This is a genomic window from Streptomyces sp. NPDC058086, assembly GCF_042885015.1.
Taxonomy (GTDB): Bacteria; Actinomycetota; Actinomycetes; order Streptomycetales; family Streptomycetaceae; genus Streptomyces.
Genome location: NZ_JBHVST010000078.1, coordinates 31,919 through 53,947 on the forward strand (window position 1 = coordinate 31,919; position 22,029 = coordinate 53,947).

At 70.7% G+C, this 22,029-nt stretch carries 19 protein-coding genes; 2 read left to right on the forward strand and 17 right to left on the reverse strand.

Translation table 11 applies throughout. The features are described 5' to 3' along the window. Window positions 1–16: 16 nt before the first annotated feature. From ACFVWD_RS40820 to ACFVWD_RS40890, 15 genes are all read right to left on the reverse strand, one after another. The gene (locus tag ACFVWD_RS40820) at window positions 17–1,129 is read right to left on the reverse strand and encodes a chondroitinase-B domain-containing protein (RefSeq protein WP_389603022.1); all 1,113 of its coding nucleotides are present in this window, start codon (window positions 1,127–1,129) and stop codon (window positions 17–19) included. 62 nt (window positions 1,130–1,191) lie between these two features. Beyond that, a complete protein-coding gene (locus ACFVWD_RS40825) occupies window positions 1,192–2,208 on the reverse strand; it encodes a pectinesterase family protein (protein WP_389603023.1) in 1,017 nt (338 codons plus the stop codon). A gap of 2 nt (window positions 2,209–2,210) precedes the next feature. Beyond that, the gene (locus ACFVWD_RS40830) at window positions 2,211–3,353 is read right to left on the reverse strand and encodes a pectinesterase family protein (RefSeq protein ID WP_389603024.1); all 1,143 of its coding nucleotides are present in this window, start codon (window positions 3,351–3,353) and stop codon (window positions 2,211–2,213) included. Between the two features lie 161 nt (window positions 3,354–3,514). Further along, window positions 3,515–4,849 carry a polysaccharide lyase family 1 protein gene (locus ACFVWD_RS40835; RefSeq protein ID WP_389603025.1) on the reverse strand — a complete coding sequence of 445 codons (1,335 nt, stop codon included), beginning with the start codon at window positions 4,847–4,849 and terminating at the stop codon, window positions 3,515–3,517. 40 nt (window positions 4,850–4,889) lie between these two features. Next, entirely contained in the window at window positions 4,890–5,684 is a 795-nt protein-coding gene (locus ACFVWD_RS40840; protein ID WP_389603026.1) for a rhamnogalacturonan acetylesterase, read from the reverse strand. Window positions 5,685–5,826: 142 nt separating this feature from the next. Continuing rightward, window positions 5,827–7,164 (reverse strand): ABC transporter substrate-binding protein, encoded by a 1,338-nt coding sequence (locus ACFVWD_RS40845; protein ID WP_389603027.1) that lies wholly within the window; start codon window positions 7,162–7,164, stop codon window positions 5,827–5,829. Window positions 7,165–7,209: 45 nt separating this feature from the next. Beyond that, complete coding sequence (locus ACFVWD_RS40850; RefSeq protein ID WP_389603028.1) at window positions 7,210–8,778, reverse strand: family 43 glycosylhydrolase; 1,569 nt, start codon at window positions 8,776–8,778, stop codon at window positions 7,210–7,212. After that, the gene (locus tag ACFVWD_RS40855; protein ID WP_389603029.1) at window positions 8,778–9,632 is read right to left on the reverse strand and encodes a PmoA family protein; all 855 of its coding nucleotides are present in this window, start codon (window positions 9,630–9,632) and stop codon (window positions 8,778–8,780) included. Before ACFVWD_RS40855 ends, ACFVWD_RS40850 begins: the two co-directional genes overlap by 1 nt. Then, the gene (locus ACFVWD_RS40860; RefSeq protein ID WP_389603030.1) at window positions 9,629–10,882 is read right to left on the reverse strand and encodes a Gfo/Idh/MocA family protein; all 1,254 of its coding nucleotides are present in this window, start codon (window positions 10,880–10,882) and stop codon (window positions 9,629–9,631) included. Before ACFVWD_RS40860 ends, ACFVWD_RS40855 begins: the two co-directional genes overlap by 4 nt. Beyond that, complete coding sequence (locus ACFVWD_RS40865; RefSeq protein ID WP_389603031.1) at window positions 10,879–11,781, reverse strand: carbohydrate ABC transporter permease; 903 nt, start codon at window positions 11,779–11,781, stop codon at window positions 10,879–10,881. The genes ACFVWD_RS40860 and ACFVWD_RS40865 overlap by 4 nt, the downstream gene beginning before the upstream one ends. Further along, window positions 11,778–12,713, reverse strand: coding sequence for a carbohydrate ABC transporter permease (locus tag ACFVWD_RS40870; protein ID WP_101405858.1), 936 nt, complete (start codon window positions 12,711–12,713; stop codon window positions 11,778–11,780). Before ACFVWD_RS40870 ends, ACFVWD_RS40865 begins: the two co-directional genes overlap by 4 nt. 163 nt (window positions 12,714–12,876) lie before the next feature. After that, complete coding sequence (gene araD, locus ACFVWD_RS40875; RefSeq protein ID WP_389603032.1) at window positions 12,877–14,628, reverse strand: L-arabinonate dehydratase; 1,752 nt, start codon at window positions 14,626–14,628, stop codon at window positions 12,877–12,879. After that, window positions 14,625–15,533 carry a dihydrodipicolinate synthase family protein gene (locus ACFVWD_RS40880; RefSeq protein ID WP_385369795.1) on the reverse strand — a complete coding sequence of 303 codons (909 nt, stop codon included), beginning with the start codon at window positions 15,531–15,533 and terminating at the stop codon, window positions 14,625–14,627. The genes araD and ACFVWD_RS40880 overlap by 4 nt, the downstream gene beginning before the upstream one ends. Next, window positions 15,530–16,186 carry a GntR family transcriptional regulator gene (locus ACFVWD_RS40885; protein ID WP_389603033.1) on the reverse strand — a complete coding sequence of 219 codons (657 nt, stop codon included), beginning with the start codon at window positions 16,184–16,186 and terminating at the stop codon, window positions 15,530–15,532. Before ACFVWD_RS40885 ends, ACFVWD_RS40880 begins: the two co-directional genes overlap by 4 nt. A gap of 342 nt (window positions 16,187–16,528) precedes the next feature. Further along, window positions 16,529–17,128 (reverse strand): TIGR03086 family metal-binding protein, encoded by a 600-nt coding sequence (locus ACFVWD_RS40890; RefSeq protein ID WP_389603034.1) that lies wholly within the window; start codon window positions 17,126–17,128, stop codon window positions 16,529–16,531. A 161-nt stretch (window positions 17,129–17,289) separates the two neighbouring features. Between ACFVWD_RS40890 and ACFVWD_RS40895 the strand changes: the two genes are divergently transcribed. Then, the gene (locus ACFVWD_RS40895; RefSeq protein ID WP_389603035.1) at window positions 17,290–18,462 is read left to right on the forward strand and encodes an MFS transporter; all 1,173 of its coding nucleotides are present in this window, start codon (window positions 17,290–17,292) and stop codon (window positions 18,460–18,462) included. Window positions 18,463–18,486: 24 nt separating this feature from the next. Here the strand turns inward: ACFVWD_RS40895 and ACFVWD_RS40900 are convergent, their stop codons facing one another. Together ACFVWD_RS40900 and ACFVWD_RS40905 are read right to left on the reverse strand one after the other, a co-directional pair. Further along, entirely contained in the window at window positions 18,487–19,659 is a 1,173-nt protein-coding gene (locus ACFVWD_RS40900; RefSeq protein WP_389603036.1) for a hypothetical protein, read from the reverse strand. Then, on the reverse strand, window positions 19,656–20,642 hold the full coding sequence (locus tag ACFVWD_RS40905; RefSeq protein ID WP_389603037.1) for a 5-dehydro-4-deoxyglucarate dehydratase: 987 nt from the start codon (window positions 20,640–20,642) through the stop codon (window positions 19,656–19,658). Before ACFVWD_RS40905 ends, ACFVWD_RS40900 begins: the two co-directional genes overlap by 4 nt. A gap of 253 nt (window positions 20,643–20,895) precedes the next feature. Here ACFVWD_RS40905 and ACFVWD_RS40910 point away from each other — a divergent pair, with 253 nt between their 5' ends. After that, the gene (locus ACFVWD_RS40910) at window positions 20,896–21,720 is read left to right on the forward strand and encodes an NAD-dependent epimerase/dehydratase family protein (protein ID WP_389603038.1); all 825 of its coding nucleotides are present in this window, start codon (window positions 20,896–20,898) and stop codon (window positions 21,718–21,720) included. Window positions 21,721–22,029 lie beyond the last annotated feature (309 nt).

The following is a 22,029-nucleotide window of genomic DNA, read 5'->3' on the forward strand; positions in this document are numbered from 1 at the left end:
CACCGGTTCCTCCGGATCAGTTCATCGTGGCGCCGATCGTCGTGCTGCCCGTCATCAGGAATGTCGTCGCGGGCAGCGAGCCGTCGGACTTGCGGGAGTTGTACGTCGTCGACGCGTCCGTGGAGACGAAGGACGGGGTGGAGATGCCCGAGTCCCAGTTGTTGCCGGAGGACGTGACGGAGGACCCCTTGGAGACGGCCGCGCTGCCGTTGCCGACGGCCAGGTTCTTGCCGAGCTTCGCGGAGCTGGTGGCGAAGTAGTAGCCGTACTTGCCGTTGGCGTACGCGGTGGTGCGGTTGATGACGATCGAGCCGGTGTTGGAGTTCTCGGTGAAGCCGTTGCCGGCGTCGTCCCAGGCGGCGGAGTTGTTGACGACGTGCGCGACGACCTCGCCGTCGCCGCCCAGCTTGTAGCCGTTGCCGTCACCCGCGAAGGCCGAGTCGCCCCAGCGGTTCTTCCCGTTGCCGAAGGACCAGGTGTGCTCGACGGTGACGGGGGACGAGAAGGACCAGAAGTCGATGCCGTCGTCCGAGTTGTTGTACAGGCGGGCGCCGGTGATCAGGTTGCCGGTGCCGGAGCCGAACTTCACGGCGACGCCGTCCGCGTTCTCGCCATGGCCCGCGGCGTCGTAGTTGCCGTACGAGTCGATGTTCTTGACCGTGTTGTTGACGGTGCCGTCACCCGTGAGTGTGAAGCCGGAATCGCCGCCGTTGATGGTCTTGATGTTGTTCCAGTTCGTGCCGGTGCAGGACTGGCAGACGACCGCGCTGTCCGGGGAGTTCTGGAAGGTGAGGTTGGAGACGTTCCAGTAGTCGGCCGTCAGCTTGAAGATCCAGTCCCCGGCGGGCAGCGACGAGCCGTCGATCTTCACCGTCTCCGAGCCGTACGCCTGGAGGGTGACGGGGCTCGACGAGGTGCCGTTGGCCGTCGACTGGAGGGTGGCCGTCGGGTAGTACGTGCCGGCGCGCACCTGGATGACGGTGCCGGCGGTGGCGTTCTTGATGGCGCTGGTGAGGTCGGCCGTGGTGCTGACGACGACGGTCGCCGCCTGGGCCTGGGTGGGCAGGGCGGCGAGTCCGGCGCCGAGCGCCAGGGTGGCGCCGAGGGCGAGAGCGGTTCGACGAGACATGGAGTGCGGTCCTTTCGTCGATGCGGGTGGGGGGAGCTACCGCGGTGATCGGTGCGGGGACATCACGGGCACCAGTCGCCGAGATACGCCGCACGCGTGTGCGACATGGCTTCCGTGTCCGTGAGCTGGGGACGGTTCTCCGGCACGGTGATCTCCGCGCCGGGGCCGGTGTTGCGGTACTCGCGAAAGCGCATGGACTGCCAGGGGTAGGCCTCGCGCATGTTGACGTAGGGCGCCACCGCGTCGATGCCGGGACCGAGTTCCGTCTCCCGTACGACCAGGGACGGCCAGGCCGTCGTCTCGTACGATGGCACCCACGGCCGTGCGATCTTGTACGCCCCGTCCTGCGCGCCCGAGGTGACCCGGCCGCGCAGGGCCAGGAAGCCGTGCGGGTTGGCGCGGGCCGTGGAGGGCGCGAAGACCATCCCCTCAGGTCTGAACGTGACGTCCCGGTCGAGGGTGTGGAAGTGGCAACTCTCGAAGACGGCGGTGGCCCGTCCGAAGACGAAGTCGACGTCACCCTGGATGTAGCAGTCGCGGTAGTACTGGCGGTCGAAGGCGGTCAGGGCCGTCGTGTCCGCGAACAGGGTGTCCTGGTGTGCCAGCAGACGGACGCGGGTGAAGGACGAGCGGTCCCCGATGACGTACGCCGCCACCGCCTGTGTCCCGGTGATGTCCGGGTGGTCGGCGCGCAGCCAGTCGTTGGCGAGCGTCAGCCCGTGCACCGTGAGCCCCGGCGCCGCCGAGGTGAAGGTGGCGGAGCCCGCGGTGCCGTACGTCCCCGAGCCGTCCGGCTTCTGGGTCCCGTTGGCGCGGTCGAAGACGATGACGGCGTCGCGCGGGTCGCCGGTGGCACCGCGCAGCGTCAGGTCGGCCTTGTCTGCGGGGATGTTCACGACCTCGCGGTAGGTGCCCGGGTGCACGACGATCGTCCAGCCGGCGCCGGTCACCGCGTCGACGGCGGCCTGGACGGAGTCACCGGGGCGGACGTGCAGCACCCGGCGCCCGCCCGCGAAGGCGGGAGTCGCCCCGAGGACCGTGAGAGCACCGGCCGTGGCGAGGAAGGCGCGTCGGCGCATCTTCAGCACCCCTTCCACGGCGTCCAGTCGCCGAGGTACGCCTCGCGGGTCGCCGACTCGGCCTCGTCGGGGCTCAGTTGAGGACGGTTCTCCGGGACGCTGATCACCGCGCCCGGCCCCGTGTTCCGGTACTCGGCGAAGCGCTGGCTCTGCCACGGGTAGGCGTCCGCCATGTCGGTGTAGGGCGCGACCGCGTCGATCCCGGCGGCGAGGCGGGTGTCGCGGACGGTCAGCATGGGCCGGGCGGTGATGTCCGAGCCGGGCACCCAGGGGCGGGCGAGCTTGTAGTACGCGTCGGGGGCCGCGCTGCTCACACGGCTGTCGATGACCAGGTAGCCGCGCGGGTTGGCGAGGGCGGTGGAGGGGGCGAAGACGAAGCCGTACGGGGCGGCCGCCAGGTCCGGGCGGTTCAGGGTGCGGAAGTGGCAGCGATCGAAGACGGCGGTCGCCCGGCCGAAGACGAAGTCCACGTCACCCTCGACGTAGCAGTCGCGGTAGTACTGGCGGGCGAAGGTGGCGAGCGCGATCGAGTCGGCGTACAGCGTGTCCTGGTGGCCCAGGAACCGGCACCCCACGAACGCCGAGCGGTCGCCCTGCACCTTGACGGCGACCGCCTGGGTACCGGTGATCTCGGGGTGGTCGGCGCGCAGGAAGTCGTTGGCGAAGGTGATCCCACGGGCGGTGAACCCGTCGCCCTGCACGGTGGTGGTGGCCGACCCGGTGGTCCCGTAGGTACCGCCGCCGGGCTTCGGGGTGCCGTTGGCGTTGTCGTACACGACGACGACATCACGCGGGTCCCCGGAGGCGCCGATCCAGGTCATCTCCGTACGGGCGACGCCGACGGCGACGGTCTCCCGGTACGTTCCAGGCGCGATGACCAGGGTGTATCCGGCCCCTCCCCCAGTGCTTAACGCCTGGGAGGTGCCCCCAACCGCGCTGACGGCGGCCTGGACGGTGGTGTGGTCGCCGAGGCCGCCGGGGTGGACGTACAGGGTCCGCTCGGTGAGCCGGGCGGACGGTGAGCCGTAGCGCCCGAAGGGGGAGCGCCCCTGGGCCCGCGCGGGGGCCGCGAGACCGAGCGCCAGAGCGGCTCCGGCACCGGCGGCGAGGAAGGTTCTGCGACTGGGGGTGGTGCGGGAGAGCATGACGATGCTCCTTCGCTGTGCGGCGGCTCAAGAGCCCCGCGGGCTCCGCGGGGAAAGGGGCCGGAGCGGCGCGCCCTGGGTGATGGGCGAGTGCGGAGCCGCTCCGGCCTGACCAGGAGATGGGTCGCAGGTGGGTCGGTCAGGCGTGGGTCCGACGTGGGTCAGCAGATCTTTCCGGCGCCCGCCCCGTGGTCCACGATCCGCGGTACCGCCCTGGGCGAGTCGACCTTGGTCCGCAGGGTCGGCGTCCATCCGGCCCCGGACCGCAGCGTCTCCGCCGGGATCTCCGCGTTGTGCACGGCGATCAGATCGGTGGCCGCCCCGTTGACGTAGTTGTCCGCCGCGGTGAGCGGCGCCTCCTTCCACTTCTTCAGGACGGTCGCCGCGCTGACCCCGGCGGGCAGCGTGAACGCGTTGTGCTCGGCGACGAGTTGGGACTCCATCCCGATGCCGTAGCTGTAGGAGTAGCCGTCGCCCGCGACGAAGTGGTTGTTGTACGAGTCGACCTGGCCGAAGCGGACGCGCGGCGCGCGCTCGACGAGGTTCGAGAACAGGTTGTGGTGGAAGGTGACCTTGAGGTGGCCCCGGTCGACCGCGGCGGTGGACGCGCTGTCGCTGTTGCCGATGAGGATCGTCTTGTCGTGGTCGGCGAAGACGTTCCAGGAGGCGGTCACGTAGTCCGCGCCCTTGACGATGTCCAGCTCGCCGTCGTGCTGCTCGAAGATCCGGCCGAAGTACGTGGGCAGCGTGCTGTCGGGGTGGTCCCCGTCGGTGAAGGTGTTGTGGTCCAGCCAGACGTGCGTCGAGCCGTACACCACCGTGCTGTCGTACTCGGAGTTCCAGTTGCCGACGGAGGTGTCGGTCGGGTCCCACTGCGGGAAGCAGTCGAGCGGGCTCTCGAAGGTGAGGTTGCGGACGATGACGTTGTCCACGGCCTTGATCTGGAGGCTGGCGCCCTTGAACCCCGCGCCCTTGCCGAGGCCGACGAGGGTGGTGTTGGCGGGGATCTCCGCCTTGATGGCAGTGTCCTGGTTGGCGGCGGAGGCGCGGCGCAGGCCTTCGGGGCTGTCGTCGGGCTCGGCGTCCAGGTTGGTGCCGTAACCCCAGTTCTCCGGCGAGTACTTCTGCAGATAGGCGTCGAAGTCGTAGCCCGGCGCGGCGAAGGAGTCGCAGCCCTCGGCGTTGGCGTCGATCGTGCCCCTCACCTGGATGATCTTCGGGGCGGTGCCGCCGTTCTTCAACGCGGCCTTGAACTCGGCCCAGGTGGTGACGGTGTACACGTGCGCGGTGTCGGCCGCCGCACCACCGGAGGTTCCCGTGCCGTCGGAGCCCCAGCCGTCACCGGCGGCGAGGGTCCCTCGACCGAGGTCGCCCGACCGGGCCTGGGCCTGGGCGGTGGTGCCGGTGACGGCGAGAGCCAGGGCGGTGCAACCGACCAGCAGGGCCGTCGTCACCGGCCTTGCTGTGACATGCGCATGCCATCTCTGTGTGTTCACTGTGCGGCTCTCCTTCTGGCGGAGGTTCTGTGGAAGGGGGTTACGCGGCCGCGTCCGGCCAGGTGATCCAGGACTCGGGGACTTCCTCGTCCAGCCGGCGCACGTCCCGGTGCGCCAGCACCCGGCGGTGCAGCAGCTCGGCCGCGACGAGACGGGCCACGGCGATCGCGCCCGGCGGGTTGAAGTGGGTGTTGTCCTGCTCGGTCGCGGTCCAGTTGAAGTACTTCTTGGTCTCCTCGACGCCGAGCCGCCGCCACAGGGCGATCGACAGGGCCTGGATGTCGAGCAGCGCCACGCGCTCCTGTTCGGCGAGGGCACGCATCGCCGCCGGGTAGTCGCCGTGGGTCGGCAAGGCGTTGCCGTCCGCGTCGAACTTTCTGCGCTCGACGGGGGTGGCGAGCACGGGCCGCGCGCCACGGGCCCGCGCCCCGTCGACGTACTGCCGCAGGTAGTCCTGGTACGTCGTCCAGGGCTCGGTGTAGCGCGTCGGGTCGGCGCTCTTCTCGTCGTTGTGCCCGAACTGGATGAGCAGGAAGTCGCCGGGCCGGATCACGTCGAGGATGACGTCGAGCCGCCCCTCGTCGACGAAACTCTTCGAACTCCGCCCGTTCACGGCGTGATTGGAGACTTCCAGGTGCTCCCGCAGAAAGAACGCGAGCGCCATGCCCCACCCGGTCTCGGGCGCGGCGTCGGCGTACTTCTGGGCGGCTGTGGAGTCACCGGCGATGTAGAGGGTGCGGCGACGCCGGGTGGCTTGTGCGGTGCCGGTTGCCGCAAGGGCGACCGGAACGGCGGCAAGAGCCGCCGAGGTGACCTGTCTACGCGTAAGGGACACGGACGTGTGCCTTTCAAGCAGAGGGGGGACCCGCGCCCCGTCTTTCAGGGGCGCGGGGCTGTATCAATGTGCGGCTCCGCCGCGTGGGCGCGACCAGCCACAACGGCCCCGCAGCCAAGAACCGACCGAACCACCCGAGTTCTCAGTGATTCGCCTTCCAGTCCGCCTGCGCCTTGTTCAACTGATCGGCCAACGTGTCCAGGAACTGCTTCGCGCTCATCTTCCCGAGCAGCAGCTTCTGGAAGTTCGGCTCGTTGTCGGACTTGGAGATCGTGTTCCAGTCCGGCAGGTAGTACGGCAGCTGCACGATCTTGGTACCGGCCCCGTTCAGCGCCTCCGCGGCCAGCTTGGTGGGCTCGGCCTTCTGGATCCACGCGTCCTTCGCCGCGTCGGTGTTCGCCGGGACCTGTCCCGCCGACTCGTTGAACTTGGAGTTCTCCGCCGCCGAGAGGGCGAACTCGATGAACTTCCAGCCGGCCGCCTTGTTCTTGCTGGACTTGAACAGGCTCATCCCGTCGACCGGGTTGGACACCTGCACCCGGGTGCCGTCGTCCTGCGTCGGGTTCGGGATGCCGCGGAACTTCTCCGCGCCCAGCGCCTTCACGTGGTCCTGGTAGGAGCCGAGGTTGTGGCTGAGCATGCCGATGGTGCCGCTGTCCCACTGGGCGACCATCTTGGTGAAGTCGTTGTTGACGTCGGCGGACGGGGTGTCCTTCTTGTACAGGGCGATGTACTTCTCGAGGGCGGCGACGTTCTTCGGGTCGTTGACGGTGGTCTTGTCGCCGTTCCAGAACGAGGTGATGCCGGTCTGGCCGTACACCGCGTCGAGGGCCGGCGCGATGGCTCCCTCGCCGCCCCGGATGGTGAAGCCGAACTTGTTCTTGCCCTTGTCGGTGAGCTTGTCGGCGGCGTCGTAGAACTTCGACCAGGTGGTCGGTGCGTCCAGTCCCGCCGCCTTGAACAGGTCCGTCCGGTACCACAGCGTGCCGTTGTTGGCGGAGGTCGGCACCTGGTACAGGGCGTCACCGCCGCCCGCGGCCCGGCTGACGTCGAGCAGGTTCTGGCTCAGCTTGCCGCCCAGCGAGCTCCCCTTGAGCCGGCTGTCCAGCGGCTCCAGCGCGCCCTGGACGGCGACCTCGGCGAGCATCGCGGTACCCACGCCGCCGACGTCGGGCAGGCCGCCGCCCTGGATGGCGGTGTCGTACTTCGACTGGGCGCTCGCCGCCGGGATGCCGACGTACTTGACCTTGATGTCCGGGTACTTCTTCTCGAAGTCCGCGATGATCTGCTTCCAGATGTCGGTGCGGACACCGCCGTTGTTGTCCCAGAAGGTGATCTCGCCCTTGCCGGAGCCCTCGGTGCCCTTGTCGCCCGCCGCTCCGCTGCCGTTGTCGCCGCAGGCGGTGGCGGTGAGCGCAAGCACGGAGCCCAGGGCGACGACCGTCGCGGCACGCCCGGTTCTGTGGATGTTGATCTTCATTGATCGGCTCTCTTCTTCTGGATCCAACGGGGTTGTGTGGTCTTGTCAGCGGAAGGAACTGGTGATGCGGAACTGCGTGAACGAGGCCGCGCCGGTGTGTCCCCCGCCGACGGGCGCGAGTGCGAAAAGTCCGAGCAGGGCGCCGACCCAGCGCCAGGAGGTGGCGGCGAAGACCTGGCCGGAGGACTGCCGGCCGCCCCCGACGTCGTAGGAGAACCGGCAGCGCGCCCCCGCCCCGCTCTCGATCCACAGCCGGGCCCGCCCCTCGGGCGCCTCTCGCGGATGCGCGGCGTCGCGCTCTCTCCCCCACTGCCCTGAAGGCGTGGGAGGTGCCCCCATGGCGACCGACTCGGCGAACCGGTGCACGAGCCGCACCGACCCGTCCGCCTCCCGCTGGAGCCCGATCCAGCTGAAAGCGTCCCCGAGCACCGCGAGCCCCGCCCGCGCCCCCGGCTCCTCGCTGTCGAGGCGCAGCTCCACCCCGACGGTGGCGGGAATTCCGGGTAACCGCTGGGTGAGGACGTTCGGCAGTCTGCGCAGGTCGTGCGCGTCCGCCGTCCGTACGCAGCTCAGCCGCAGCCCGTCCCCCGAGTGCTGGGTGGCCCAGCCGTCATGGGGGTTGGCGGTCCACTGCCACTGCCGTCCGAAGCGGCCGCCGGGGAAGTCGTCGTCGGTGGCGGGTGCGCAGGGCGGCTGCGGCGGCAGTCGCGGCTTCCGGTGTACGGCGACGGGGGCGCCCTCGTCACCGAGCACCGGCCAGTTGTCGGCGCCCCAGCGCATCGGCTGGAGGTGGACGACACGCCCGTAGGGCCCGCGCTGCTGGAAGTGCGCGAACCAGTCCTCGCCGGCCCTCGTGCGCACCCAGCCGCCCTGGTGGGGGCCGTTGACCTCGGTGTCCCCCTGCTCCAGCACCACCCGCTCCTCGTACGGGCCGAAGAAGCCGCGCGAGCGGAAGGCGCCCTGCCAGCCGGTCTCCACTCCCCCTGCGGGTGCGAAGATCCAGAACCAGCCGTCGTGCCGGTAGGCCTTGGGCCCTTCGAGGGTGAACCAGCCCGGGATCCGGTCCGCGTCGATGATCACCTTGCCCTCGTCGAGCAGTCCGGTGCCGTCGGGGCGCATACGGTGGCCGGTGAGCCGGTTCTTCACGCCCGCACGGGACTTGGCCCAGGCGTGCACGAGATACGCCTCGCCGGTCTCCTCGTCCCACAGCGGGCAGGCGTCGATGAGGCCCTTGCCCTCCTTGACCAGGTGCGGCCGGGTCCAGGGACCGCGGATCTCCGGGGCGTTGACCTGGAAGATGCCGTGGTCGGGATCGCCCCAGAAGATCCAGAAGCGGTCGTCGTGGTGCCGCAGGGACGGGGCCCACACACCGCAGTCGTGCCGGGGCTTCCTGAATTCCCCCGCGGGTTCCAGGAGCCCGAGCGCGTGTCCGACGAGGGTCCAGTTGACCAGGTCGCGGGAGTGCAGGAGCGGCAGTCCGGGCGCGCGGCCGAAGCTGGAGGCGGTGAGGTAGAAGTCGTCGCCCACGCACAGAAGGTCGGGGTCGGACCAGTCGGCGTCGAGGACGGGGTTGCGGTAGGTGCCGTCGCCGAGGTCTGCCGAGGCCAGCGCCATCAGGGGCTCACCGCCTTCCGCACCAGCGCCGCGGCCTCGCTGCTGCCGAGGGCGCCGTCCGCGACGACGGTGACGACCCGGCGTACGACCGTCTCCCCGGCCGGGATCGGCAGCCGTTCGGTGTGCGCGAGGGAGGATCCGACGCCCGGGTACTCGGCGGTGCGCACGAACCACGGGTCGCGGCGGGTCGCCGCGGTGGCCCCGGCGAAGACGAGGGTCCAGCCCGCGCCCGCGAGGGCGAGCCAGTCGGCGGGGGCCCCGTGGACCGTCTCCTCGCCCTCGGTGTCGGCGGTGAAGACGCGCGGCGCCCGCGCTTCCTTGCGGGCCCGCCAGAAGAAGCCGCCGTAGGCCGCTCCGGGCCGCCCGTTGGTGGCCGGGCTGCCGATCGAGAGGGGGCGGGTGGTCGTGTTGGTGAGGGAGAAGGTGAAGTCCAACGCCCAGGCGGACTCGGTGAGTTCGGTGACGGCGACCGTACGGCGCTCGCGCAGCAGCTCGCCGCCCGCGGCCACCCAGCGCAGCTCCTCCACGAAGCCGTCCGGGTCGCGCAGCTGGAAACCGGAGTGCCGCTGGGCGCCGTGGTTGGCCAGCTCGGTGGGTCCCTGGTCGCGGACGTAGGTGCGCCCGCCCCAGAAGTTGTGCCCCTCGACGTCGGGAACGGCGACACCGACGCCGAGGTGGTGGGTGTGGTCGGCGGGGCTGAGCTCGGTGACGGCCGTGCCGGCCAGGGTGGTGACCGGGTGGAGGTAGGGGCGCGGCGAGAGGCGGGGCGCGAGTTCGGGCCGGGTGACGTACCGGCCGACCGGGCGGCCCGCGACACGCAGGACGAGCGAGTCGGTGCTCTGTGCGTGGTTCATGGGGTGCTCACCTCGCTTCCCACCTTGTTCGCGGCCTTGTTCGGGACGCCGCTCGGAACGTCGTCCGGGGCCTGGTTCGGGGCCTGGTTCGGCCGGGCCCAGGAGGCGCCGAGCTCGGAGTAGAGGGCGAGGGTGTCGGCGGCGGCCGCGACGAGTCCGTCGATGCCGGGCACGACCCTGCGGTTCTCCTCGGGGAGCGGCTCCCAGGCGTCGGCGGGCAGCGCGAGCGGGTCCGGCGCCTGCCGGATCGCCTCCACCACCTTCATGAAGGCACCCGTCGTATCCGGCGCGACCAGCAGTTCGGCACCCTCCGTCAGATGCGCGACCAGGTTCTCCAGCAGGTCCGTGCGGCCGTACTCGATCTCCTCCGGGCCGTGCCCGGACCGCTGCACCAGCACCCGGTCCTGCTTGTACCAGAAGGTGATCCGGCCGCTGCTGCCGTGCACCAGGACGTACGGTTCGCCGGGCCGCTCGGCACAGAGAGTGGCGGCGACGGTGACCCGGCCCCGCGGGGTGGTGATCCGTACGCAGGACGTGTCGTCGGACTCGATGTCGTTGGCGTGCAGCAGCTCGGTCTCGATCGCGGTGACGTCCTCGGCGCGGGTGGATCCGTTGAGCGCCAGGGCGGTGGCGACGGCGTGCGCGAGGGGGTTGGTGAGCGCCCCGTCGATCACGTCCACGCCGTTCAGACGGCGCTTGCCCGCCCACGGCGCCCGCCGGTAGTACGCCTCGTCGCGCGCCCAGGCGCCCGCCCCGCCGATCCCGGCCACCTGGCCGATCGCACCCTGCGCGATCAGCTTCCGGATCGCGGGCACGGCGTGCGAACCGAGCGACTGGAAGCCGATCTGGCAGACGACCCCGGCCGCGGCGACTCCGTCGGCCATCCGGCGGAACTCGGCGTACGACGGCGCGGGCGGCTTCTCCAGCAGGAGGTGTACGCCCTTGCCCGCGGCGATCAGCGCCAGGTCGGTGTGGGTGGGAATGGGCGTGCAGATCACGGCGATCGCGGCGCCGGTGGAGTCGAGGAGGGCGCCGAAGTCGGCCGACTGCTCGACCGTCTGCCCGTTCAGTTCCTCCGCGCTGAGCGGGGTCAGCTCGCAGATGCCCGCCAGCCGTACGAGCCCCTTGTCCTGGAGCCGGCGGATGTTCTCCAGATGCCAGCGGCCGTGACCGCGCGCACCCGCGAGAACGACGGGCAGCGGCAGTTGTCCGGTGGACGTGCTCGACGGAAATTCCTCGGCGGCCCTCATCCCTTCACCGCCCCCGCGCTGAACCCGGTGATCAGCCACTTCTGGATGAAGGCGAAGACGATGACGACGGGGACGGCCGCGATGATGCCGCCCGCGGCGAGCGCGCCCAGGTCGACGCTGTCGGAGCTCATCAGCGTGTTGAGGCCGACGGGGATGGTCTGCTTGCTCTGGTCGCTGAGGAACATCAGGGCGAACAGGAAGTGGTTCCAGGCGTGCACGAAGGCGAAGGAGCCGACGGCGATCAGCCCGGGCCGCAGCAGGGGCAGGACGACGATCCGGAAGGCGGTGAAGCGGTCGCAGCCGTCGACCCAGGCGGCCTCTTCGAGCGAGTACGGGACGTTCCTGATGAACCCGCTGATGAGGATCATCGACAGCGGCAGCTGGAAGACCGTCTCGGCGATGATGACGCTGCCCAGCGAGTTGATCATCTGGAGCTTGGCGAAGATCTGGAAGAGCGGGACCAGGAGCAGCGCGCCCGGCACGAACTGGGAGCAGAGCAGCGCCAGCATGAAGCCGCGCTTGATCCTGAAGTCGAAGCGGGCCAGGGCGTACCCGCCGGCGAGGGCGACGAGGGTCGTCATCACCAGCGTGGCGACGGCGATGAGCACGCTGTTCTGGAAGTAGGTCCCGAAGCTGCGGTCGTTCCACACCTTGTCGAAGTGCTCGAAGGTCATGGGCCAGGGCACGAGCGAGGTCGAGCCGGCCGGGCGGAGCGCGAAGAGCAGGATCCAGTAGAAGGGGATCAGCGTGAAGAGGAGGTAGAGGGAGAGCGGGAGGTAGATGTGCCGGCGCGGGACCTCGTCCCAGGCGCGGCGCTTCCTCCCCGGGCGCTGTCGGGGTTCCTCGGCGAGCGGAGCGGGTGCCACGGGGGCGCTGATCGTGGCGTCCTTGGTGATCACTTGTCCCCGCCTCCGAACTTGCTCAGTCGCAGATAGACGACCGAACAGAAGAGCAGAATCACGAACGCGACCGTGGTGAGGGCGGACGCGTAGCCGAAGTTGTGGGCGTCGACGCTGGTGTTGGCGATGTAGAGCGGCAGGGTCGTCGTCTCGCCCGCGGGACCACCGCCCGTGAGCGTGTAGAGCAGGTCGACGTTGTTGAACTCCCAGACCGCGCGCAGCAGCGTGGACAGGATGATGGCGTCCTTCAGGTGCGGCAGTGTGATGTGCAGGAACTGCTTGAAGCGGCTGGCACCGTCGACCTCGGCGGCCTCGTACAGGTCCTTGGAGACGGACTGGAGGTCGGCGAGGATCAAAATCGCGAAGAAGGGGACACCGCGCCACAGGTCGGCGACCACGGCCGCCGGGAAGACGGTGGAGGTGTCCGACAGCCAGCTGGTGCCGTACTGGCCGATGCCCGCGTCGGCCAGGTAACGGGTGATGCCGGTCTGGGAGTTGTAGAGCAGCACCCAGATCGCGGAGGTCAGCACACCGGAGACCGCCCAGGGCGAGAAGACCAGCGCGCGGCCGACGGCCCGTCCCACGAAGGTCTGGTTGACGATCAGCGCGAGCGCGAGCCCGAAGAGCAGTTGCAGGCCGACCTCGACGAAGACCCACTTGGCGCTGAAGGTCAGTGTGTCCCAGAACTGGGGGTCGCTGGTGAAGGCGTGGGTGAAGTTGTCGAGGCCCGCGAAGCCGTTGCGCCACGGTTTGGTGGGGTTGTAGTTCTGCAGGCTGTAGTAGAAAACGCTGATGACCGGGTAGGCGATGAAGCCCAGCATCAGCAGGCCCGCCGGGGCGATCAGCAGATATGGGAGCTTGCGGGGCGTCGCCGAGCCACGGCGCCGCCGGGGTGGCGCGGGCTGTTTCGCCACGACTGCGGCTTGGGCCATGACTGTTCTCCGTTCTGGCGGGTGCCGTGGAACGCTTGCTGTACTGACAGGAAGCGCTTGCTACGTACACATGGGTGAAGCGCTTGCTGTTTACTGATCGCTGCTTGCTGTTCGAGATGTCGATCGGGTGAGACTCAAAGCGGGGCGGCCCTCGCGGGCACGCTCAGCCCGCGTACGGGTCCGGCACCTTCCCCGGCCGGGCCAGGAACGCGAAGTCGCAGCCGGTGTCCGCCTGGGTGATCTGCTCGTTGTAGAGCGCCCCGTACCCGCGCGCGTACCGTTCGGGCGGCGCCGTCCACTCCGCCCTGCGCCGCTCCAACTCCTCGTCGTCCACGTTGAGCTGGAGCGACCGTGCCTCGACGTCGAGGGTGATCGTGTCCCCGGTGCGTACCAGGGCGAGCGGTCCGCCGATGTGCGACTCGGGCGCCACGTGCAGCACGCAGGCGCCGTAACTCGTGCCGCTCATCCGGGCGTCGGAGATCCGCACCATGTCCCGTACACCCTGCTTCAGCAGATGGTCGGGGATGGGCAGCATCCCGTACTCCGGCATGCCGGGGCCGCCCTTGGGCCCGGAGCCCCGCAGCACCAGCACGCTGTCCGCCGTGATGCCGAGCGACGGGTCGTTGATGGTCCGCTGCATGGTCTTGTAGTCGTCGAAGACGACCACGGGACCGGTGTGCTTGAGCAGGTGCGGCTCGGCGGCGATGTGCTTGATGACGGCTCCGTCGGGGCAGAGGTTGCCGCGCAGTACGGCGACACCGCCCTCGGCCGCGACCGGGTTGTGCCGGGTGCGGATGACGTCGTCGTCGTGCACCTGGGCGCCGGCCAGCTGCTCACGCATGCTGTCGTACGACACCGTCGGCCGGTCCAGGTGCAGCAGATCGGTGATCCGCGACAGGAACCCGGGCAGACCGCCGGCGAAGTGGAAGTCCTCCATGAGGTACTTCTGGCCGCCGGGCCGGACGTTCGCGAGCACCGGCACGGTCCGCGCGATCCGGTCGAAGTCGTCGAGCGTGAGGGTGACACCCGCGCGGCCCGCCATGGCGATCAGATGGATCACGGCGTTGGTGGAGCCGCCGAGCCCGAGGACGGTCGTCACCGCGTCCTCGAACGCGTCCGCGGTGAGGATGTCGGACAGCTTCCGGTCCTGGCGGACGAGTTCGACGATCCTCAGGCCCGCCGCGGCCGCCATCCGGTCGTGCCCGGAGTCGACGGCGGGGATGCTGGACGCGCCGGGCACGGTCACCCCGAGCGCCTCGGCGGCAGCCGTCAGCGTGGACGCCGTACCCATGGTCATGCAGTGTCCAGGAGACCGCGCGAGCCCGCTCTCCAGCTCGGTCATCTCGCAGTCGCCGATGAGTCCGGCGCGCTTGTCGTCCCAGTACTTCCACATGTCGGTGCCGGAACCGAGGACCTCGCCCCGCCAGTGACCGGGCAGCATGGGCCCGGCGGGCACGAAGACGGCCGGCAGGTCGACGGACGCGGCGCCCATGAGCAGGGCGGGCGTGGACTTGTCGCAGCCGCCCATCAGTACCGCGCCGTCGACGGGATACGAGCGCAGCAGTTCCTCGGTCTCCATCGCCAGCAGGTTGCGGTAGAGCATCGGGGTCGGCTTCTGGAAGGTCTCGCTGAGGGTGGAGACCGGGAATTCGAGCGGGAAGCCCCCGGCCTGCCACACCCCCCGCTTCACGGCCTGCGCGCGGTCGCGCAGATGGACGTGACAGGGGTTGATGTCGGACCAGGTGTTCAGGATCGCGATGACCGGCTTGCCGAGGTGCTCCTCGGGCAGGTAGCCGAGCTGGCGGGTGCGGGCCCGGTGGCTGAAGGAGCGCAGACCCGATGAGACGCCGCTGCCGTACCACTGATGGCTCCGGAGCTCCTCGGGGCGCTTGGGCTCCTTTCCGCCCTGGCTCATATGGACCACCCCGCGGCGATGGCGGCGACCTCCGCGCGCTCGGAGTCGGGCAGCTCCCTGCTCGGCGGGCGGACCTCGCGGCGGCACAGGCCGAGCGAGGCGAGGGCCTCCTTGACCACGGTGACGTTGTTGGCGGAGGTGTTCGCCGCGCGCAGCTCCTCGAAGCGGCGGATCTGCTCCCAGACCTTCATGGCGGCCGGGTAGTCACCGGCCCGGAGGGCTTCGATCATGTTCAGGGAGACGGCCGGGGCGACGTTCACGAGGCCCGAGGTGAAACCCGTGGCGCCGGCCGAGAAGTACGACGGGGCGTACGGTTCGGCGAGGCCCGCGACCCACACGAACCGGTCGAGCCCCGCGTCCCGGGCGAAGGCGGCGAAGCGGGCCGCGTCCGGGACGGCGTACTTCACGCCGATCACGTTCGGGCAGACGTCGGCGAGGTCGGCGAGCCGGGCGCCGGGCAGCACCGGGTTGCGGATGTAGGGCACGACGCCCAGTTCCGGCACGGCCTCGGCGATGGCCCGGTGGTAGTCGACCCAGCCGCCCTCCGAGACGTAGGGGTGCACGGGCTGATGGACCATCACCATCTGCGCCCCGAGCTCCCGGGCGTGCCGGGCGGAGGCGATGGCGGTCGGCACGTCGTGTCCGACGCCGACCAGGACGGTGGCGCGGTCGCCGGCCTCGTCGATCGTCAACTCGGTGACGAGCTGCCGCTCTTCGGGGGTCAGGGCGTAGAACTCACCGGTGTTGCCGTTCGGGGTGAGGGTGCGGATGCCGCCGTCGAGCAGCCGACGCAGCAGGGCCCGGTGGGTGTCGCCGTCGATCGTCCCGTCCTCCGTGAAGGGGGTCACGGGGATCGCCACGACCTCGGCGAGCGCCGCCCGCTGGGTCTCGTACGTCGCTGTCATTCCTGTCCGACCTCTTCCTGGGCCGCGGGGAAGGCCCGTTGCACGAACGACTCGATGTGGGCGTGCAGCGCGCGGGCCGCGCCGTCGGAGTCACCGTCGAGGGCGAGGCGCAGGATCTCCCGGTGCTCGCCGGCCTCGCGCTCCCAGGACGGGTCGGCGGCCCAGGCGACCGCCGAGACGAGAGCGGCCTGGTCACGCACTTCGTCGAGCATCCGGCCGAGCAGCGGGTTGCCGCAGGAGACATACAGGGCGCGGTGGAACTCCCGGTTGGCGAGCGAGCGTTCGGCGGTGTCGGAGGCGTCGTCGGCGCGGGTCAGCGCGTCGCGCGCGGCGTCGAGCGACGCCTCGCGCCGTACGGTCCGCCGCAGCGCCTCCGGCTCCAGCAGCAGCCGCACGTCGTACACCTCGCGCGCCATGTCCGCGTCCACCATGCGCACCGTGACGCCCTTGTACTGGTTCATCACGACGAGTCCGGTACCGGCCAGGGTCTTCAGCGCCTCACGCACGGGCGTCTTCGACACCCCGAACTGTGCGGCGAGCTCGGTCTCGACCAGGGCCTGCCCCGGGGTCAACTGCCCGGTGAGTATGCGGTGTTTGATCCCCTCCAGCACGAACTGCGTGCGGGACGGGATCGGAATGGGCACAGAGGTCATGCGCGCCTCTCGGATCTGTATCTGATCTCGTGTATCGCGTCTCATATATGACGTACGAAGTACGACGCGTTGAAGGTAGGAGCGCAGCCGTGTTTCGTCAACGCTTCGAACAAAAGAAGTGGGGGTGACGAAGGAGGTCCGGGCCGACGGACGTTCTCTGCGCGGTGTTCGCTTTCGCGATGCCGGTTGTTGTTCGCCTCACAGAGGAACGCTGGAACGCCCCCTCACACTCGACCGGCGCCCCGTGCGCACTCGGCCTGCGGGCCGTACGCCTCGATGTCGCACCCGATCAGATCGCACACAGCCCTTCCGGAGTCCGTATGCTTCTGCAACTCGGCCGGGCTACGGCTTCCAGCCGGGGTCGCGGCCGCTGAGGCCGATCACGCGGTCGAGGAAGGGCGCATCGTCAGGCACGGGCACCACGGGGCCGAACACGCCCCCGCCCGGGCCGGAACTCTCGGCCGCGCCGGCGAGGAAGCCGTACGCCGCCCGCAACGCGACCTCGTCGGGCTCGTACTCCTGGCCGGTGGCCCGGGCCAGGTCCCAGCCGTGCACCACCAGCTCGTCGGCGGCCACGGCCCCGGCGACCGCACCCGGCAGCGTCACCCCGCCGGCACGGGTCACGCCGGTCCACGCGGCCGGGTCGCGCCAGGCCTCGGCGAGCTCGTCGAGCGCCTTCGGCAGGGCCGCACGCCAGTCGGGCCCGATGTCCGGCACCACGGAACCGGGGTTGGTGTCGGTCGTGACGCCCAGGTCCTTGCGCCCGGCGTCACGGAAGGCGACGGCCAGTCCGCCCAGATGCCCGAGCATGTTGTGCACCGCGAGCCCGGGACAGGGCGTGGCGCGGTCGAGCTGCTCCTGCGTCATCCCCGCCGCGAGGCGTGCCACGATCAGGGCCTGCGGCCCGAGGTCGAAGGTGTCGAAAGTCCGGTCGTCCGTCATCCGCTGCTCCCCGGCTCTTGAGCTCTTCAGCTCGTCGGCTCATCTGTGACTCCACTCCGGAGACAGACCGAAACGGCGCCCGGAACTCATCGCTCCCGGCCGAGGAGATAGGTCGGATGCCCGATCCCCGACCGCCCTCCTTACAACCACGATCACCTGTCATGACATGGACGGTGACGCGTGTGCTGGGTGACCGCAACGCGGGGTTGTACCTGGCCGGAGTGGTGGTCTCGGGCTTCGGCTCGTCGGCGATGTGGCTGGTGTCGGGCATCTGGGTCAAGGACCTGACGGGCTCCAACGGTATGGCGGCCCTGTGCGTGTTCGCCCTCTGGGCCCCCACGCTCGTCGGCCCCGTCCTCGGCGTGCTCGCGGACCGCACCCGCCGCCGGCCGCTCCTGATCGCCCTGAACCTGGCCCTGGCCGCGCTCCTGCCGACGCTGTCGGCCGTGACCACCCGGGAGGGCCTGTGGATCCTCTTCACGGTGCTTTCGCTCTACGGGGCGGCGGGCGTCGTCCATGACGCGGCGGAGTCGGCGCTCATGGCCACGGCTGTCGACAGGCACCTCCTCGGCGACTTGAACGGCCTGCGCATGACGGCGGGCGAGGGCATGAAGCTCCTGGCTCCGCTGACCGGGGCGGGCCTGTACGCGGCGTACGGCGGCGCGAGGGTGGCCGTCCTGGACGCCGGGACGTTCGCCCTCGCGGCCGGGCTGTACGCGCTGCTGCGGGTCCGCGAGGCCCCGCCCGCCCCGGACCCCTCGGCCTTGCGAGCCCGGACCGTCGCGGGCATCCGCCACATCCGGCATCACCCGGAACTCCGGCCACTGATCCTGGCCGCCGCCACGACCATGCTCTTCGCGGGCGTCAACGGCGCCACGGTCTACGCCGTCGCCGAGGGTCTTGGCCACTCCCCCGCGTACGTCGGCCTCCTCTACGTCGCCCAAGGCGCCGGCTCGGTGCTGATCGGCCTGGTCTCGGGTCCCCTGCTCCGCCGACTGGGCGAGCGCCGCTTCGCCGCTTACGGCATCGCCCTCACGGCGGTCGCGGTCGCGCTCCGCGCGGTCCCGTCCGACGCGGTGGCCCTGGTCTGCGGCGCAGTGATCGGCTTCGGCCTCCCCTGCGTCCTGATCGCCGCGTACACCGCCGTCCAGCGCGAGACTCCGGCCCCGCTCCTCGGCCGCACCTCCGCCACCGCGAACACCCTGATGTACGCCCCGAACGCGCTCGGGCTGGCCGTCGGCGCGGGCCTGATCGAACTGGTCGACTACCGGCTCCTGCTCCCGGTCCTCGGGCTGACCCGCCTCCTGACCCTGCCCCCGCTCACCCGCACCTAGAAGACGCACCCCCGGGGTCTGGGCTCAGGCCGGACCCGTCAACACCGCCCGCACGGCGTCCAGATCCCCGTCCGAGGCCAACCCCGCGTGATACAGCCGCAGTTCGGTCGCGCCCGCCGAAGCCGCCCGGGCCGCGTCCGCCGCCAGCGTGCCCGGACTGCCTCCCATCCCTGACACGACCGTGAAGTTGGCGGCCAGTACGGCCGCGTCCCGCCCCTGTTCCGCGAACGGCGTCAGCGGGCCCACTCCACCCGTGCACGGCACCACCACCCCGTCCGCGACGGACAGAATGTGCCCGGGATCGACCCCGGCGTTCGCCCCGCAGTGGTACGACACGGGATCGGCGTGCAGCAACACCTGGAAGCCGGCCGGCGCGGCCGCCCGCACCGCCGCGACCGCCGTCTCCTGGAGCGAACGGGCCACGCCCTCACGCCACGCGCGCGTGGCGGCCGCCGTCTCACCCCCGAGCAGCTTCTCGACGGCCGGCCAGCCGCCGTCCGACGGCACGTCCCCGCGCCACACCGGTTCCAGCGCCTCCCGGACGGCCGACGCCAGGTCATCCGTGTCGAGCCCGCATCCCCCGTACCCCTCCCGGCAGGCCGCGCAGAAGCAGAGCGACATCAGGTACTGCCCGGCGTCCCCGAGCCCCACCCCACCGATCTTGTCGTGGGCGTGCAGATGCGTGAGGCCGTACCAGCCGAGCGACTCCAGCTCCGTACCCAGCGCCCCGGGCCGCACCGCCGCCTCCACCGCGAGGTCGACGAGGTACGCCCGCGTGTCGGCCCGCGCGATGCACGGCGCCCACGCATAGCGGTCCCCGTAGGCGTTGACGACGCAGGTGGACGGATGCTCGGCACCCATCCGGGAGTTGTGCGCGAGGACCACCCATGTGTGGACGTCCAGTCCGGTCTCCGCGAGCGCGTCGGCCGCCTCCCCGTACGCGTCCCCGGGCGCCCACTCCCCGGCGGCGTACGGCCGCAGCGCGCGCCCCTCCCACCGCGCGTCGTCGACGGGGTACAGGACGGCGGCGTGCGAGGCCGTCACGATCCGGTGCCGGGGGTGGCGAGGGGTCAGCGCGCGCGTGGAGTGGTACGCGGAGGCGAGCGTCACCTGCCGCACCCCGAGCCCGGCGATCCGCTCGGCCGCCCCCGGATCCCCGACGACGTCCCACGGATAGACGAAAGCGGACGCCTTCACTCGCCCTCCCCCGGCCGTCCTTCTCCCTCAGGCCCCTCAGGTCCTTCGAGCGGCTCCAGCAGCGCATACCCACGCTCGATCAGCTGCGCGAGCTGCTTCACATGGTCCTCGGTCGGCTCGTGCAGCGGCGGCCGTACCTCACCCACGTCCAGCCCCCGCAGCCGCACCCCCGCCTTGACCAGGGAGACCGCGTATCCGCGGCCCTGGGCCCGCAGGTCGACGAAGGGGCGGTAGAAGCCGTCCAGCAGCCGGTTCGCCGTCTCGTCGTCGCCCGCGTTGAGCGCCGTGTGGAACGCCAGGGCGATCTCGGGTGCGAAGCAGAAGACCGCCGACGAGTACAGCGTGATGCCGATGCCCCGGTACGCGAGCCCCGTCAGTTCGGCGGTCGGCAGCCCGTTGAAGTACAGGAAGTCGCCGGGGACCTCACTGCGCACCGCGCTCACGATCCGCTGCATCAGGTCGAGGTCGCCCACCCCGTCCTTGAAACCGATGATCCCCTCGGTGCGGGCGAGTTCGACCACGGTCTCGGGCGTGAACACGGCGTTGTCGCGCTGGTAGACCACGATGTCCAGCGAGGTGGCGGCGGCGAGTTCCCGGTAGTGCCGCAGAAGCCCCTCCTGCCCCGCCACCACCAGATACGGCGGCATCGCGAGCAGCGCGTCGGCCCCGGCCTCCTCGGCGAGGCGTGCGAACCGTACGGCGAGCGCGGTCCCGTACCCGGCGCCCGCGACGACCGGAACCCGCCCGGCAACCTCCTCCACGGCCGCCCGCACGCACTCCTGGAACTCCTCCGGCGTGAGCGCGTGGAACTCCCCGGTGCCGCAGCAGGCGAAGACGGCGGCGGCACCGGCCTCGACGCCGCGTCGCACGTGCGCGCGGTAGGTGTCGAGATCGAGGGCACCGTCGGGGCCGTACGCCGTGACGGGGAAGAACAGCGGCCCGCTGGGGATGCTGAGCCGAGCGGCAAGGGGGGCTGACGTCACGGACTCTCCCTGGGGCAGGTGCTCACGCACACAACAGCCGGTGCATGTTTCTGATCCATGTCCATATTTCTGAACGCCACCACGCTAAAGCGCGACCTTGGGGCCGGTCAAGCGCGCAAACCCGCGACACAGCAGCGGATTCGCCACCTCCGCGCGACACTTGACGGAGCAGGTCGGCGCTCCTTAGCGTGTCCATGGATGTGAATGCCGTACACGAATACGGCCACTCACGTGGCCGTGAGGAGACACCCGCATGCCCGCTCCCCGCACCGTTCTGCTCACCGGCGCCGCCGGCGGACTCGGCACCCTGATGCGGGGGCTGCTGCCGGACTACGGCTACCAGCTGCGCCTCCTCGACCTGCTGCCCGTCGAGGGCGAGCCGGACGCGCTCACCGCGGACCTCGCGGACAGGGCCGCCCTGCGCGAGGCCGTGCGGGGCGTCGACGCGATCATCCACCTCGCGGGCATCTCGCTGGAAGCCTCCTTCGACAAGATCCTCAAGGCGAACATCGAGGGGACGTACAACCTGTACGAGGCGGCGCGCGAAGAGGGCGTACGACGCATCGTCTTCGCCTCCTCCAACCACGCCGTCGGCTTCACCCCGCGCCCCCAGGGCGAGGCCCCCTTCGACGACAGCGCCCTGATCCCGATCGACACGCCGCGCCGCCCGGACACCTTCTATGGGCTCTCCAAGTCCTTCGGCGAGGACCTGGCGCAGTTCTACTGGGACAAGCACGGCCTGGAGACGGTCTCGGTCCGCATCGGCTCCTGCTTCGCGGAGCCCACCAGCGTGCGCATGCTCTCCGTCTGGATGAGCCCCGAGGACGGCGCCCGTCTCTTCCACGCGGCGCTGACCGCCGAGGACGTACGGCACACGGTCGTCTACGGCTCCTCCGCCAACACCCGCCTGTGGTGGGACCTCTCGACGGCCCGGGCGCTGGGCTACGAGCCGCAGGACGACTCCGAGCCGTACGCCGAGAAGCTCATCGCCGAACAGGGCGAACTCGACCCGGCCGACCCGGACCACGCCCACCTGGGCGGCCACTTCACGACGCACCCGCCGATCTGGCCGTACTGACGACTGGACGGCCGTACTCACGACCTACGACCGGACGGCCGCGCTCACGACCGGGTGGCCGGAAGACGACCCTGCGGCGAGGGCGCGAGAAGGCGGGCGGGCACCCAACGGGCCCGCCCCCCCCCCGGTTGGGGCCCGAACCCAGCCCGGACCCCCCCCCCCCACCCCGCCCCCCCCCCCCCTCCCCGCCCCCCGCCCCCGCCCCGCCCGAGACTGCTACGTCGCCCAGCGAGATCTTCACTCAAAGAGACGGTGGCAGGTACACCGCTGATCACGCGCCCGCTCCCACCCGGTGCGCGCGTCCCGGAG